General features: G+C 31.9%; 15 protein-coding genes. 7 read left to right on the forward strand and 8 right to left on the reverse strand.

Translation table 11 applies throughout. From position 1 onward, the window contains the following. The first annotated feature begins 38 nt into the window (after window positions 1-38). Together infB and D6200_RS11990 are read left to right on the forward strand one after the other, a co-directional pair. A complete protein-coding gene (gene infB / locus D6200_RS11985; RefSeq protein WP_047790700.1) occupies window positions 39-2,894 on the forward strand; it encodes a translation initiation factor IF-2 in 2,856 nt (951 codons plus the stop codon). 364 nt (window positions 2,895-3,258) lie between these two features. After that, window positions 3,259-3,681: a hypothetical protein gene (locus tag D6200_RS11990; RefSeq protein WP_073182211.1), complete on the forward strand. Its 423-nt coding sequence runs from the start codon at window positions 3,259-3,261 to the stop codon at window positions 3,679-3,681. Window positions 3,682-3,715: 34 nt separating this feature from the next. Here D6200_RS11990 and D6200_RS11995 read toward each other — a convergent pair whose 3' ends face one another. From D6200_RS11995 to panB, 5 genes are read right to left on the reverse strand one after another with little or no spacing between them, the layout of a single operon-like run. Then, window positions 3,716-3,985: a TM2 domain-containing protein gene (locus D6200_RS11995; RefSeq protein WP_073182210.1), complete on the reverse strand. Its 270-nt coding sequence runs from the start codon at window positions 3,983-3,985 to the stop codon at window positions 3,716-3,718. Window positions 3,986-4,020: 35 nt separating this feature from the next. After that, window positions 4,021-4,413 carry a VOC family protein gene (locus D6200_RS12000; RefSeq protein WP_073182209.1) on the reverse strand — a complete coding sequence of 131 codons (393 nt, stop codon included), beginning with the start codon at window positions 4,411-4,413 and terminating at the stop codon, window positions 4,021-4,023. A gap of 1 nt (window position 4,414) precedes the next feature. Beyond that, window positions 4,415-4,873, reverse strand: coding sequence for a DUF1801 domain-containing protein (locus D6200_RS12005; RefSeq protein ID WP_073182208.1), 459 nt, complete (start codon window positions 4,871-4,873; stop codon window positions 4,415-4,417). Between the two features lie 24 nt (window positions 4,874-4,897). After that, window positions 4,898-5,836, reverse strand: a complete 939-nt coding sequence (locus D6200_RS12010) for a 2-hydroxyacid dehydrogenase (RefSeq protein WP_047790695.1) — start codon at window positions 5,834-5,836, stop codon at window positions 4,898-4,900. A gap of 52 nt (window positions 5,837-5,888) precedes the next feature. Then, window positions 5,889-6,707 (reverse strand): 3-methyl-2-oxobutanoate hydroxymethyltransferase, encoded by an 819-nt coding sequence (gene panB / locus D6200_RS12015; protein ID WP_047790694.1) that lies wholly within the window; start codon window positions 6,705-6,707, stop codon window positions 5,889-5,891. Window positions 6,708-6,875: 168 nt separating this feature from the next. Here panB and D6200_RS12020 point away from each other — a divergent pair, with 168 nt between their 5' ends. The 5 genes from D6200_RS12020 (at window position 6,876) to D6200_RS12040 (ending at window position 9,880) form a co-directional block, all read left to right on the forward strand. Next, window positions 6,876-7,349 (forward strand): nuclear transport factor 2 family protein, encoded by a 474-nt coding sequence (locus tag D6200_RS12020; protein ID WP_047790693.1) that lies wholly within the window; start codon window positions 6,876-6,878, stop codon window positions 7,347-7,349. A 4-nt stretch (window positions 7,350-7,353) separates the two neighbouring features. Further along, a complete protein-coding gene (locus tag D6200_RS12025; protein WP_047790692.1) occupies window positions 7,354-8,274 on the forward strand; it encodes a TolB family protein in 921 nt (306 codons plus the stop codon). Window positions 8,275-8,289: 15 nt separating this feature from the next. After that, a complete protein-coding gene (locus tag D6200_RS12030; protein ID WP_073182207.1) occupies window positions 8,290-8,862 on the forward strand; it encodes a sigma-70 family RNA polymerase sigma factor in 573 nt (190 codons plus the stop codon). Between the two features lie 4 nt (window positions 8,863-8,866). Beyond that, on the forward strand, window positions 8,867-9,127 hold the full coding sequence (locus D6200_RS12035; protein ID WP_047790690.1) for a hypothetical protein: 261 nt from the start codon (window positions 8,867-8,869) through the stop codon (window positions 9,125-9,127). Between the two features lie 111 nt (window positions 9,128-9,238). Next, complete coding sequence (locus tag D6200_RS12040; protein WP_047790689.1) at window positions 9,239-9,880, forward strand: O-methyltransferase; 642 nt, start codon at window positions 9,239-9,241, stop codon at window positions 9,878-9,880. Window positions 9,881-10,037: 157 nt separating this feature from the next. Here D6200_RS12040 and D6200_RS12045 read toward each other — a convergent pair whose 3' ends face one another. The 3 genes from D6200_RS12045 to D6200_RS12055 all read right to left on the reverse strand — a co-directional run bounded on the left by D6200_RS12045 (window position 10,038) and on the right by D6200_RS12055 (window position 16,127). Further along, entirely contained in the window at window positions 10,038-11,156 is a 1,119-nt protein-coding gene (locus D6200_RS12045; RefSeq protein ID WP_073182206.1) for a thrombospondin type 3 repeat-containing protein, read from the reverse strand. A 149-nt stretch (window positions 11,157-11,305) separates the two neighbouring features. Next, window positions 11,306-13,258, reverse strand: coding sequence for a hypothetical protein (locus D6200_RS12050; RefSeq protein ID WP_073182205.1), 1,953 nt, complete (start codon window positions 13,256-13,258; stop codon window positions 11,306-11,308). A gap of 121 nt (window positions 13,259-13,379) precedes the next feature. Then, complete coding sequence (locus D6200_RS12055) at window positions 13,380-16,127, reverse strand: TonB-dependent receptor (RefSeq protein WP_073182204.1); 2,748 nt, start codon at window positions 16,125-16,127, stop codon at window positions 13,380-13,382. Between the last annotated feature and the right edge of the window lie 90 nt (window positions 16,128-16,217).

Here is a 16,217-nt window from a genome sequence, read left to right on the forward strand (position 1 = left end):
TAAAGTGTGTTTTTTCAATAAAAAGTATAAAATAATATATGGCTGAAGGCAAAAAATTAAGACTAAATAAGGTTTTAAGAGAACTAAACATTTCTTTAGATAGAGCTGTTGAACACCTAGCTAAAAATGGCTATGAGATTGAAGCTCGCCCTACTACCAAAATATCAGATGCAGAATATCAAATTTTATTTGATGGTTTCCAAACTGATAAATCTAAAAAGGTGGCCTCTAAGGAAGTGAGCGAAGAAAAGAAAAAAGAGAAAGAGGCAATTCGTCAGCAATTAGAACAAGAGCAAGAAAGAAAGAGATTAGAAGAGGAAGCTAAAAAACAAGAAGTTTTAAAAGCCAAAGCTGAAAAGTTAGAACTTAAAACAGTAGGTAAAATAGATGTTGAAACTGGTAAGGCTATTGAAGAAGTAGCTGAAGAGGTAAAACCGGAGCCTACTAAAAAAGAGGAGAAAATAGAGGAACCAAAGAAAGAAGAGCCTATTAAACCAGTTCAAGAAACTAAAAAAGTTGAAGAACCAGTTAAGGTCGAAGAGAAAAAGCCAGAGCCTCCTAAAACTGAAAAACCAAAGGAACAAACAGTTAATACTCCTAAAAAGGAAGTGAAGAAAGAACAGCCTAAAGAAGTTAAAAAGACTGTTGAAAATAAGGTTAAAGAGGTGAAGCAACCAGTAAAGGAGGTAGAAATAACTCCAGAAAATGCTGAGAAAATTAAAACTCAGTACAAAAAATTAGAAGGTCCTAATTTTACAGGTCAAAAAATTGACTTAAAACAATTTGAAAGACCAAAAAAGAAGAAACCTGAAGCTAATAAGGCTGATGGAGATAAAAAGAAGCGTAAAAGAATTAGCAAACCAGGAAGTCCTGGAACAGGCGCTAAACCTCAAGGAAATAACCGAGGAGGTCAAAACCGAGGAGGCCAGAGAGGTGGTAACCGAGGAGGTCAAAGAGGTAGAAGACCAGCAGCTGCTCCAAAAGAAGAACTAACAGAAGCACAAATCCAAAAACAAGTTAGAGAAACTTTAGAAAAACTTCAGGGTAAATCTAAAAAAGGAAAAGGAGCAAAATACCGTAGAGATAAAAGAGATGCCCACCGCCAGCAAAGTGAAGCTGAATTACAGGCAGCACAAGCAGAGAGTAAGGTGTTGAAAGTAACAGAATTTGTTACGGTTAGTGAAGTAGCAACTATGATGGATGTTCCCGTTACCCAAATTATTTCTACATGTATGATGTTAGGAATGATGGTAACGATGAATCAACGATTAGATGCTGAAACATTACAAATTGTAGCAGAAGAATTTAACTATACTGTAGAGTTTGTTGGAGCTGAAGTTGAGGAATCTATAGAAGAAGTTGAAGACAAGCCAGAAGATTTAATAACTCGTGCACCTATTATCACAGTGATGGGACACGTAGATCACGGTAAAACATCGTTGTTAGATTACATCCGTAACGCGAATGTTATTGAAGGTGAATCAGGAGGTATCACACAACACATTGGTGCTTACGCAGTGAAGGTAGGAGAACATAAAATAGCTTTCTTAGATACTCCAGGTCACGAAGCCTTTACAGCAATGCGTGCTCGTGGTGCTCAAGTAACGGATTTAGTTATTATTGTAGTAGCTGCAGATGATGATGTAATGCCACAAACAAAAGAGGCGATTTCTCACGCACAAGCAGCAGGAGTGCCAATTATCTTCGCAATAAACAAGATAGATAAGCCTAACGCGAATCCAGATAATATTAAAACACAACTTTCTTCTATGAATTTATTAGTAGAAGATTGGGGAGGTAACATTCAGTCGCAAGAAATTTCTGCTAAAACAGGACAAGGGGTTGATGAGTTATTAGAAAAAGTATTATTAGAAGCGGAAGTATTAGAGTTAAAAGCAAACCCTAATAAAAACGCAAACGGAGCTGTAGTAGAAGCTTTATTAGATAAAGGTAGAGGATATGTATCTACAATATTGGTACAAGCAGGTACATTAAAAATTGGAGATTATATCTTAGCCGGAAAGCATAGTGGTAAAGTAAGAGCTATGTTTGATGATAAAGGAAGGAAAGTAAAAGAGGCAGGACCTTCTACGCCAGTATCAATTTTAGGTTTAGATGGTGCACCACAAGCAGGTGATAAGTTCAATGTATTTGAAGATGAGCGTGAAGCTAAGCAAATAGCAGCAAAACGTTCTCAATTACAACGTGAACAATCTGTTAGAACACAAAAAACATTAACACTTGCAGAAATTGGTCGTCGCATTGCATTAGGAGACTTCAAAGAGTTAAATATCATCTTAAAAGGAGATGTTGATGGTTCGGTTGAAGCGTTAACAGATTCGTTCCAAAAGCTATCTACAGAAGAAATCCAAGTGAATATTATTCACAAAGGAGTTGGAGCAATTACAGAATCTGACGTATTATTAGCAACAGCTTCAGATGCAATTATCGTTGGATTTAACGTACGTCCGCAAGGAAATGCGCGTTCGGTAGCAGATAGAGAAGAAGTTGATATCAGAACTTACTCAATCATTTATGACGCTATCAACGACCTGAAAGATGCAATGGAAGGAATGTTGTCTCCTGAAATGAAAGAAGAAGTTCTTGGTAATGTTGAAATTAGAGAAGTTTATAAAATTTCTAAGATTGGTAACATTGCAGGATGTATGGTGATGACAGGGAAAATTACAAGAGACTCTAAAGTTCGTGTAATTAGAGATGGAATTGTAGTTCATGATGGTGTGTTAGCTTCGTTAAAACGTTTTAAAGACGATGTTAAGGAAGTAACTAAAGGATACGATTGTGGTCTTCAAATTAAAGGATATAACGATATTAAAGAAGGAGATACATTAGAAGCATATACTGAAGTAGCAGTTAAGAAAAAGCTTAAATAGTTATTTAATATAACATAGTATAAAAAGACACCTAATTTAGGTGTCTTTTTATATTTGGTATTTAAGCAGATATTTTACTTGTTTATCACTAGTTGTTTTTAAAGTGTTAATTATTATTCATAATTAATGTTTTTAAAATGTTTGCAAAGATTATAAACCCTCTGTGGATTATTATTTTAATGATACCTGTATATATGTGTTTACAGAAGATAAAAAACTAGAATAGGTGTGTAGTATTTGTTCCAGTAGAATTTAGAGTCTACTATAACAGACTAACTTTATTTTAATACGAAATTCATATATTAAGACGTTCTTTATTTAAAAGAGCGTCTTTTTATTATGATTAACTAGAAAGTAAGAATAGATGAAATACCTAAAAATAATAACTCCTGTAGTATTTTTATTAATGATGAACTGTGCAGCACAAAATAAAATAAAAGAGTTTGATAAAATAGCTTATGAAGCTCAAACAAGAGGAAGTATAGTGCAGTTAACTATTGAAGGAAATAACTTATCGTACAAAATAAATCAAAAAGAAGGGAGTAAAAAAGTAACTAAAGAACAATTAGAAGAATTAAACACTATAGTAAATGAGTTGAATTTAGAACAAATAAGCGATTTACAAGCACCAAGTGAAAAAAGAATAACAGACGCAGCTTTGCATGCGAAGTTTACTATTAAAATAGCTAATAAGGAATATAGGTCAAGTGTATTTGATGCAGGTAACCCACCAAAAGAATTAAAAAAGCTGGAAGGTTTTTTATACAACCTTTCTGAATTGAAATAAAAAAAGCGCCTCAAGGCGCTTTTTTATATGATGATTAGAACCATCCTTTTTGGTTTACCTGATATGTTTCAACAAATTCTTCATCAGATTTTGTTAAATAAATAATCCCTTCTATAAAAGGAATGATTCCTGCAAAACCGCAAGTTATAATCGTAGCTATAATTTGTATAATACCCTCTTTGGTATATCCTAATACAAACTTATGTATTCCTATTGAACCTATTAAAATCGCTAAAATACCAGCTAATACACGTTTACTTTCTTGATTAGGAACAGTATTCCCGTTTTCATCAATTACATCCATTTTTTTATTTTTTTATTTATTAGACGGTGCTAAATTTATAAAAAAGCTTCGTCTTTTGGCTCCCATAATTCAATTTTATTTCCATCTAAATCTACAACCCATCCAAACTTACCATAATCATACTCCTCTATTTTATCCATCACTGTAATTCCTTTTTCTTTTAACTCTTCTAACAACTCCACTAAGTTTTCTACTCGGTAATTGAACATAAAATCTTTTTTAGACGGTTCAAAATAGTTTGTATCATTCGCAAACGGACTCCATTGTGTTGATGCCTTCTTACCTTCGTTATCCTTCCACCAAAACGTACAACCCCAGTCATCTGTGTTAAAACCTAAGTTGTTTTTATACCAATCTTTCGTTGCTTTCGGGTCTTCTGTTTTAAAAAAAACTCCTCCTATTCCTATTACTTTACCTTTTTTCTTCATTTTATTTCTTTTTTACAACTGATTCGTAGATAGAAATCCATTCATCTACAGTCATTTTTGTACATAATTTAGTAATTAATTTATACGGAATATCATCCAGCTTTTTAAAACGAATACAACTTTTTCCCATATCTAATTTCCTTTTTGAATACTTAGGATATTCTGTCACAAACCAATCGTATAACTCTTTTTTAGCATAAATTCCGCTATGATATAGATTTATTGAGTTTTTTTGTGAAGCTAAATTCATAAAAGGAAGTGGTAATTTTGGATTACAATGATAACCATCGGGATATTTTGAATGTGGAACATAATACCCAATCATATTATAATTGATTCCTTCTTCAAATCCTTTAGGTAGGTTTTCCTTAATAAGGTTACGAAGCTTTTGTAAAACTTCTTGTCTTTCTTCTGGGACTTGAGAAATATATTCTTCTACTGTAGCTGCTTCATATTTCATGTTACATGATTTTGAAGCATCAAGTTAACAAAATTTTTCTTTAATTTTATCTACAATAGTCTGCGCTAACTTTTCTTTACTTTCTATGGTCCAACCAGCAACATGAGGAGAAAGCAACACATTTTCTGCTTTTATTAAATACTGAAATGCCTCGGGCATTTCTTGGTTTGTAAATAGGTTTTCAAACGATTTTTTTTCATACTCTAATACATCCAATCCTGCTCCTAAAACTTTTCCTGATTGTAAAGCGACTACTAAATCTTTTGTTACTACTGATTTTCCTCTGGCAGTATTTAACAACCAAAATGGTTTTGAAAAACCATTAATAAAGTCTGAATTAACCATATTCATCGTTAATTCTGTTTGTGGAGTATGTAAACTTAAAACATCAGTTCTTTTTTGAAGTTCTTCTAAAGAAACTTGTTTACAATTATTATCACCAACATTCGGCTTAATATCGTAACATATTACTTCCACATCGAAACCACGGAGTTTTTTAGCAAAGGCTTTTCCCATATTACCATAACCGATGATTCCAACAGTTTTTCCATCCAACTCTACACCTCTGTTTTCTTCTCTTAACCATTTACCTTCTCGTACCTCTTTATCTGCTTTATTAAGCTTGTTAAACAAAGAAAGTAACATTCCTAACGTATGCTCTCCTACTGCATTTCGATTTCCTTCTGGTGCTGATATTAAGTGTACTCCTTTCTTTTCAGCATAATCACAATCAATGTTTTCTAATCCAGCTCCTACTCGTCCTATAAATTTAAGGTTTGTTGCTTTATCTAAAAATTGTTTATCAATGGTAAATCGACTACGAATAATAACTCCATCATACAAATGAATTTTAGCTTCAATTTCTGATTTTGAAGAGATATAATCTTCATAGTTTTCAAAACCTAAATTCTTTAGTTTATTTATTAACAGAGAGTGATTAGTGTCTAAATGAAGTATTTTCATTTTAAAAATATAATCTTAAACAAAAAAGTCTCCCAAAAGGAAGACTTTTACATTAATACTGTTCTTCTTCGTTTGGAAAGTCTTGACTTTTAACATCTGTAATGTACTGTTCAAATGCATTTGTCATTCCTGTATATAAATCTAAGTATCTACGTAAGAAACGAGGATTAAACTCATGTGTCATTCCTAACATATCGTGAGTTACTAATACTTGTCCATCTACACCTGCACCTGCTCCAATTCCTATAACTGGAATTGTTAAAGCTTCAGCAACTTTTTGTGCTAACTTAGCAGGAACTTTTTCTAATACAATAGCAAAACAACCTAATCTTTCCAACATTAAAGCATCTGTCATTAACTTTTCTGCCTCAGCTTCTTCTTTTGCTCTTACTGTATAAGTTCCGAACTTATAAATAGATTGAGGAGTTAACCCTAAGTGACCCATTACAGGAATACCTGCATTTAAAATTCGTTTAATAGAGTCTTTTATTTCTTTTCCTCCTTCTAGTTTTATTGAGTGTGCTCCACTTTCTTTCATAATTCGAATAGCCGAACGTAATGCTTCTTTTGGATCTGATTGATAACTACCAAAAGGCAAGTCAACCACTACTAAACAACGATCTATTCCTCTTACTACAGAACTTGCATGATATATCATTTGATCTAATGTAATAGGCAATGTAGTTTCATGACCAGCCATTACATTTGATGCTGAATCTCCCACTAAGATTACGTCTACTCCTGCACCATCAACAATTTTTGCCATAGTATAATCGTAAGCCGTAAGCATTGAGATTTTTTCTCCATTTGCTTTCATTTCAACAAGAGATTTAGTGGTAATTCTTTTATATTGTTTTTTTGCTACTGACATTTCTTTTTTTTTATGGATTGTAAAAATACATAATTATTATTCACTGGTTTTATTTATTATATTTTCATAATCTCTTTAATTTACTTTTTTTAATGCCGTTAATCTTCTGTTAATTAAATTTTAGCCTTTTATTTTTTTAATAGCTTTACCTAACTAAATCAAACTAACGTGCAAAAGGTTTTTACTTTATTAATTGTTTTTGCTCTTACAACTGTGATAAGTGCACAAGAAAGCTCAGAAAAAAAAGACATTAAAAAAACTATTGAAACTTTTTTTGAAGGGCTTCATAAAGGTGATAGTACATTAGTAAGCTCAACTCTTAATTCTACAATTAACATTCAAACTACTTTTACTAATAAGGAAGGCAAAAAAGTTTTGGTTACAGAAAGTAAAGCCAAATTACTTACTAATATTGCTAATAAAAAACCAGAACATACTTATTTAGAAAAATTAGTGTCATGGGATATTAAAGTGGATGGTAATTTAGCTTCTGTATGGACACCTTATGAGTTTTATTTAAACGGAAAGTTTAGTCATTGTGGAGCAAATTCTCTCCAACTTTTTAATAATAATGGAAAATGGGAGATTATATACTTAGTTGATATGAGACGTAGAAACAATTGTAAAGCCCTTAAACAATAGTTTTATGAAAAAAATTGGATTTCTTTTTTTATTTGTTTCTTGCTTTAGTTTTGCTCAAGAACCTGAATTATTTCACCCAGAGTTATTTAGTGATTTACCAAACGTCAGAGATTTTTCAATAAGCAAAAATCAAGATGAATTTTATTTCACTGTTGAAAGCTACTTGAAAGAATATTCGTTTATAGCTTTTTCAAAAAAAGTAAATGGAAAATGGCAGAAACCTGGAGTTGTTAACTTTTCTGGTAGGCATAAAGACTTAGAGCCCTTTTTGTCTCCTGACGGATTGAAGCTTTTCTTTGCTTCTAACAGAATGAATAATACCTCTGGTGAGGTAAAGAAAGATATGGATATTTGGTATGTAACACGTGAGTCTTTTTCTCATGATTGGTCTAAGCCTATAAATATTGGGTCGCCAGTTAATACTCCTGCGGATGAATTTTATCCGTCAGTGACAAAAAAAGGAGACCTATTTTTTACTGCAGAATATGAAAACTCTAAAGGTAAAGAAGATATTTATGTAAGTAGACTTATTAATGGTGTTTACTCCAAACCTGTTTCTCTTGGTCCTGGAGTAAATTCTGAAAAATACGAGTTTAATGCCTTTGTTGCTCCAGATGAAAGTTTTATCATTTTCACTTCGTATGGAAGAAAAGATGATTTAGGTAGAGGTGACCTATACATAAGTAAAAAAGGAAGAAATAACGAATGGTTAGCTTCTAGGCATTTAACAAATATTAACTCTAACAAATTAGATTATTGCCCTTTTGTAGACCTTTCAAGTAATAAAATTTATTATACAACAAATAAAAGTAAAATTTCAAATAAGTTAAGTAAAAAGAAAAGTTTAGATGAAATAATTAATTTTATTAAAAATACTCCTAATGGACTAAGTAGAATTTATGTTACTTATTTCCACAAAAAATAACTTATCTTTGATTTAATGAATCTAACAAATCCTTCAAATACTATATCTCCTGATAAATGGGTAGACAATTATGCAGATTATTTATTCAATTATGCTGTTGTTCGTGTAAATAATTCAAACATAGCTAAAGATTTAGTGCAAGAAACTTTTTTTGCAGGATTAAAATCTGCTAAAAACTTTGAAGGAAAGTCTACAGAACGAACATGGCTAGTTTCAATCTTAAAGAGAAAAATAATCGATTATTATCGAAAAATAAATTCTAAAAAAGGACAAGCTGAAGTTAGAATGAGTTTTTATGATAGTGGAGAAAATGAAGGAAACTGGATTGAGGAGCGAGTACCACAAACATGGGATAATGATGCTGATAGGAATATTGAAAATGAAGAGTTAAAAAATCAATTAGATAAATGTATTGATGGCCTTCCTGAAAAATATGCCATGGTTTTTAAAATGAAAACAATTCAACAATTTGAAACTGAAGATATTTGTAAGGAGTTAGATATTTCTCCGTCCAATTTATGGGTTATAATACATAGAGCAAGAACACAGTTAAGAAGCTGTATGGAAAAGAACTGGTTTAATAAGTAAAAAAATGTTTAAATTTTTAAAAATTACATGTGATGAAGCTACTACCATTTGTGACAAAAGTCAATATGGAGAAGCTTCTATATATGAAAGAATGCAACTTACTTGGCATTTATTAACTTGTAAGATTTGTGCCTTGTATACAAAACAAAATAGAAAAATGTCTGATATCTTCAAGTTAAAATCAGAAGATTGTAAAAAACATACCGCTTGTTTATCAAGTAAAGACAAAGAAAAATTAAAAGAACAGTTAAGTAAATTTAATTAGACAATTTTGGTTTTTTAAAGAACCATTTTTTGATTTTTTGTTAGATTGAAACGGAATTTATTATAGTGATAAATTCCGTTTTTTTAATTTTGCCCATTAAAAACAACCTACATGAACTTTTTACCTGAAGAATTAGATAATTATGTTGTTAAACATTCTCAAGCAGAACCAAAAATACTACAAGAATTAAGTAGAGAAACTTGGCAAAAGGTTTTAAATCCTCGCATGTTAAGTGGGGCTTTTCAAGGAAGAGTTTTATCTATGATTTCAAAATTAATTCAACCTAAATCAATTTTAGAGATTGGTACATACACAGGGTATTCTGCTTTATGCTTGGCTGAAGGACTTTCAAAAGATGGAATGATTCATACGATTGATAAAAATGAAGAGTTAGAGGAGCTCCAACATAAATACTTTCAGCAATCTGACCATAAAAACCAAATAACTCAATATGTTGGTAATGCTTTAGATATAATTCCAACTATAGATTCCAAATTTGATTTAGTATTTATCGATGCAGATAAATCTAACTATGTAAACTATTTTCACTTGATTATTGAAAAGATGAATAAAGGAGGTGTTATTTTATCTGATAATGTACTTTGGAGCGGAAAAGTTGTTGAAAAGCTAGATACTAAGGATATTGATACTAAGACTCTTTTAGAATATAATAGACTTTTAAATAAAGATAGTCGTTTAGAAACTGTATTACTGCCTATAAGAGATGGATTAACTATTAGTAGAATTGTTTAAAAAATAGTTGATAAGGAATATAGGTCAAGTACATTTGATGCAGGTAACCCACCAAAAGAATTAAAAAAGCTAGAAGATTTTTATATAAGCTTTCCGATGTAAAAGAATAAACAAAAAACCGAGCAATTTGCTCGGTTTTTTGTTTAAAGAAAGGATATTAATTCTTTTTATAAATTTTACTTTTTTTACCGTCTTTATCAATAAAATAGAAACCTTCAGGTAGGCTTTTAATAACATCAGTTTCTTCTGTTTTATTGTTGATAGTAGTTTCTTTAATCTTATTCCCGTTTACATCATGGATAGTCAACTGGGTAGCAGGGCTTTTAGAAGAAGAGGAGTTAACGCTAGCGTAAGCCTGATTGTTACTCTCATTAGATTCAGACGTATTTCCATGATAATCTGCTATAGCATGTAAATAATTAAAGTTTGAAAGGTTATATCCTAAGTAATTATCCCATATATATATTTCTGAGCACATCTCTTTAGTTTGGTTTGGAGCTATGTTTAACGAAGAGCTAGGATAAGGAAGGTTAGCTACAATACTTGAACTATTCAAGCTCGAGCTGTTTGTTAGAATTAAAGCTGTATTATTAATTGTACCGGTTGCAGCTCCTATGTTTTTAATATTAACACAGAATTTATGGTTTTGGTTGGTTCTTAGAGTTAATGCTCCAGATGTGTCTGTACTCGTATAGGTTCCTCCTGCATTGATAGACATACTAGCGACAACAAAATCAGGGTCACCAACAGGACATCCATTGTTAGAAGAAGGACCTGCTTGGTTAGGGCAGTTGTCTTGCCAGTTTTGTACCCCATCACCATCTGAGTCTCTATTGTCTTGTGAGTCACATGCATCACCAATTCCATCATTATCCATATCATTTTGATTTGCATTTGAAGTGTTAGGACAGTTGTCTTCAGTATCATTTATTCCATCTCCATCGGTGTCCGTATTACAAGTAATATCTATTATATCACTAACATTGCTCTCATTTATGAACTCATCAGCATCTTGATCTGAACTATCCTCAGCCTGTATTATTTTTCCATAAAAATTTTGACCATCTACATCTTGAAAATAGTAAACTTCATTTATTTCTAATTTAGAAACTAAATATATATTTAGTTTATGGTGTTTCGAACCTAGATCATTACAAAATGATTCAGTTGCAACAGAAATTGAGTTTCCTAAATCTTTAACTCTGTGGTATTTGTATGATTGACCAAAACAGAATAAAGGAATAGTGAATAAAAATAATAAGGTAATTTTTTTCATAGTTTTTATATTTTATAATTAATCATCATAAAAATCAAGTTTTTTTCTTATTCATAAGTTAACCTGGGATTATCAAAAAGTAAATAAATAGAAATAAAAAAACCGAGCATATTGCTCGGTTTTTAATAAATGATTTATTAGGTAAGCTATTATAATCCAGCTTCTTTCCATGACCAAGTTGAAATATCAACTTTAGTTCCTGTTTTGTAATCAGCTGTAGTAGAGGCAGCTTCTCCGTCAATTACAACGTTAGCTAAAGGACCACCATCTTTCATGTCAATATTTTTGTCATACCCTTCTAACCAAATATTAGTAATAGTAGCTCCAGATGTCTTTTTAAACTGTAAAGCGGTACCACCAACAGTTGAAATAGCTGTTAAGTTTTCAAACTGAGGATTGTTATTTACTTTATCTCCTTCAAAAGCAGTTGAGAAACCAGCAATAGTGTGAGAAATGTAAGTATTTGTTACTTTTCCGTTCCATCCTTCTGTCCAATCTACAGAATCATCTTCGTTATTTTCTAAGTATAGGTTAGTTGCAGAAACAGTTCCTCCAAAAAATTCAACTCCATCATCAGCACCGTTAATTACAGCGATATTTTCAACAACAGTTCCAGACCCTACTGAGTAGAAAGAAACTCCGTTATATTGAGATTCAGTGTTAATTTGAGCACCAGTACCTTTAATTACTAAGTTTTTAATAACTCCAGAGTTATCGTCATCTTGAGTACCACCGTAGATAAATCCTCCAACTTCAGCTGTAACATCTGTACCAGCAGAAGTTGTTGCTTTACCACAAATAGTTAAACCACCCCAATCTCCTGGTTTTCCAGCAGCAGAAGCCATTACTACAGGAGCATCAACAGTTCCATTAATGTTGATTTTTCCACCTTGTAAAACAGCTATATATACATCAGTTCCTTTTGGATCAACAATAATTTTTGTACCCGCTTCAATATTTAACGTAGCTCCGTCTTTTACGATATAAGATCCAGTTAAGTTATAAGTCTTATCAGAAGTTAATGTTACGTTTCCTGTAACTTCACCTACTAAAGGAGTAATTTCAACGATTTCACCATTGATAAATGACCAGCCAGAGATGTCAACTTTAGTTCCTGCTTTGTATTCAGTATCTAATTTTGCAGCTTCTCCTTCGATAATAACGTTTGCTAAAGGGCCACCGTCTTTCATATCTATATTGTCATCATATCCTTCTAAGAATAAGTTTGTAATAGTAGCACCAGATTGCTTTTTAAATTGTAAAGCAGTACCACCAACAATTGATTTAGCTGTTAAGTTAACTAACTTAGGGTTTTTGTTGTCTTTGTCAGCTTCTACAACAGTTGAGAAACCAGCTTTTGTATTTACTACATAAGAGTTTTCAACTGTACCATTCCATCCTTCAGTCCAGTCAATAGCATCATCTTCTAAGTTTTCTAAATATATATTTTTAGCAGAAACAGTTCCTCCAAAGAATTCAACTCCATCATCAGCTCCATCAAATACAGCAATGTTTTCAACTGTAGTTCCAGAACCTACTGAATAGAAAGAAACTCCATTGTATTGAGATTCAGTGTTAATTTGAGCACCAGTACCTTTAATTACTAAGTTTTTGATAACTCCAGAGTTATCATCATCTTGAGTACCACCATAAATAAATCCACCAACTTCAGCAGTAACATTTGTACCTGCAGTAGTGGTAGCTTTACCACAAATAGTTAAACCACCCCAGTCACCTGGTTTACCATCACTAGAACTCATAACTACTGGGTTGCTGTTAGTTCCGTTAATGTTAATTTTTCCACCTTGTAAAACAGCAATATAAACATCTGTTCCTTTAGCATCTGCAACAATACTAGTTCCTGCAGGAATAGTTAATGTAGCCCCGTCTTTAATAACGAAAGAGCTAGTTAAAGAATAAGAGGCATTTGATAATGTATAATCTTCTGAAAGCTCACCACTCATGATTCCGTTTTGTAATTTTTCTACAACATCAGAAACATCTGGAGGTAAAATAGCTGGGTCGTCACTACCACAACTTGTAAAAGTTAAAGCTGCAGCAGAAAGAGCTGCTATACTTAATAATTTAAATGATCTTTTCATTTTGACTTCTTTAGTTTAATTTTATTCTGCAAATTAAGAGCCTGTATTTTTTGTTTCTTTTAACTGAATATTAATTGATTGTTATATAAAGCAATGAATATTAATTTAAGGTTAATGAAGCTTAAAATGTGTAATTTAAGCTCAGAGAAACTTGCCTTCCCTTTTTGTAAGACAGTACAGTTTCATTAGTTTCAATTAAAGTGTTTAAATCACGAACTAATTGAGTTTGTTCAATTTTTGGATCTAATAAGTTTTTACCAACTAACTTAGCAGTAAATCCTTTAAAAATTTGCTTGCTTAATACAAGATCTAGAGTTACAAAACCTTTTTCAATAATTTCATCATTATATAGGGTAGCGCTATTGTCAAAATCTTCAGGAGCACCCAATGCATAAATCTTATCAGAAGCGTAGTTACCTGTTAAAGTAGCGATAAATTCATTTTCTTTATTGTTAGAATAACTTAAGGAACCATTAACAATAAAGTCTGAAGCTCCTTGTAATTCAGATTCAGATTTTCCTTTAAATTGGTATCTAGGAGCTAAATCTTGATTAAACCACATCTTAGTTAAGTTAGCTGTAGCATTTAATACAGTTTCTTCGTCTTCATTCTTTAAAAGATCTAATTTACCTTCAACTTCGAAACCTATAATATCAGCTTGTTCACCTGTATTGAAGAATTTAAAGTAACCTGATGAACCTTGATCTTGTGTTAAGTTTATAGGGTTGTTGATTTGTTTGTAAAAAGCGGTAGCTGAAACTAATTGGCTTCTGCTAGGGAAAAACTCCCATTTTAAATCAACATTATATACGTCAGATTTTTCTAAATCTTCGTTACCCCCAATAACACGACCAGTTGGAGAAACGTATTCGAAAGGAGATAATTCTTTAAATTCAGGTAACGTTTGAGTTACACTTGATGCAAAACGGATAAAGTTTCTGTCGTTTAATTCATATTTTAAGTTTACACTTGGATATAAGCTTTCGTAAACTCTATTTGTTGATCCAAATCTACCAGGACGGTTAGCTACATTCCAAGCCATGTCAATTTCATCTCTCTCAAAACGCAAGCCGATATTACCAGATAATTTGTTGTCAAATTTGAAGTCAAAGTTGGTATAAGCAGCTAAAACCAACAACTCACCTTGGTATAAATCTGGTTGTTGTTCTCTTAAAATTAAACCAGCGTTCGTTCCTTGTTGTAATGTTTCTGAAATTTGATCAACAGAAGGAGCTGTAAAATCCTTTGCTCTAAATCCAATAAATAAAGAGTTAAAAGATCTTTCTTTCTTACGGAAGTTTAATCCGTAGTTTAACTTATAAGGCTTTTCTTCGTATTCATCAGCAACATTGCCTAAAGACCAGTGATTTTCAATAAAAGCATTATATTCAGTATCTTCAATTTTTTGAGAAGACTTTCTTTGTTGGTAATCTCCAACGTGAGCGAATTGAATTAATGGACTAGAATTAACATCTAAAATGTTTACTTCATTTCTAATACGGTTTGGCTCTTCTGCCAAAACAAAATTATAACCTGCAGCCCAGTTTAATTCATTGTTTTTATTCCACTTGTGTTCCCCCATTAATTGGTTAACAAACATAGTTGTTTGTTTAAAGTTTTGGTCTCTTACAAAAGCCCCATTTTCTTGTGGGTCTTGATCAAACACATATCCTTCTCCATTTCTACCTTGTTCATATAATCCATCTTCACCTTTGTTCACAAATAAAGTGTTGTACTTTAATTTATTGTTGTCGTTTAATTTTAAATCAACTCTTATATAACCAGTAGAGTTTGTTTTAGCAATGAAGTTTTCAACATCAGTAAACGAGTTGTTTAATACGTTAGATCTGTATGCTTTAAATAAACCATTTCTATATTCAGATGATTTAGAATGTGAAGCAGAAGCTAAGATTTTCCATTCTTTATTAAATAAGTTGAATCTTTTTGCTCCTGATAATGAGATTCCATAATTAATTGGAGTTTCTCCTTTTTTAGTATCCCATCCTTGTAGGGTCATTTGGTTTTGAAGTGCAAACTTCTTTTGGTGGAATCCAAAAGTTACATCATCATTAATAATAGTACTTCTGAAGTTATCAACATCTATAGCATTTGTGTTAACGCCTCCACTAACACCTATAGAAAACATATCTTTTGTATATTCTTTAGACGCAATGTCTACATTTCCAGAAGCTTGGTCAGCATAACCTCCAGTTGAGTATGTTTTGCTAATACCTACGTTTTGAATAACATTTGTGTTGAATAAACTTAAGTTAACATTCTTATTACTTACATCGTCTGAAGGAATTGGTAATCCATTCATAGTAGTAGATAAATATCTGTCACCTAAACCACGAATGTATATATCACCTGAGCCTTCACTTTTATTAACACCAGAAATCTTTGTAGTTGCAGCAGCAGCATCAGAAACTCCTTTTTTAGATAATTCTTGGGCTCCAATACTTTCTTTAATTATTGTAGCTTTTCTTTGTTCTAATAGTAAAGCAGTTTCTTTTTCTCTACTAACAGTTGCGTTAATTTTAACCTCGTCAAGTGCTACCCCTTCATTAGCGCCTAATTCTTGGTTTACTATAAGTGTTTCGTTTTCTTTTATTACTATTTGTTTTTCAATAGTTTGATAACCAACGAAACTAAACACAATGGTTTGGTTTCCTGCAGGTACACTAAGTGTGTACTTACCGTCCATATCGGTTGTCCCCCCGATAGAAGTTCCTTTAATAAAGACATTAGCAAAAGGTAACGCCTCTCCGCTCATTTCTTTGTCAGTAACTGTACCAGTAACAGTACCTTTGCTTTGAGAAAATGCTAGATTACATAAGCTTAAAAAAGCTATAAATAATATTTTTTTCATTCTAATCTTTGAATTCTGTTTATTTATCCCGCAAAATTCAAGTTAAATAGTAAAGCTAATGTTAGGTGTAAATTACGTTTGTATTATTAG

The organism is Tenacibaculum mesophilum (genome assembly GCF_003867075.1).
In the GTDB taxonomy this organism is placed as follows: Bacteria; Bacteroidota; Bacteroidia; order Flavobacteriales; family Flavobacteriaceae; genus Polaribacter; species Polaribacter mesophilus.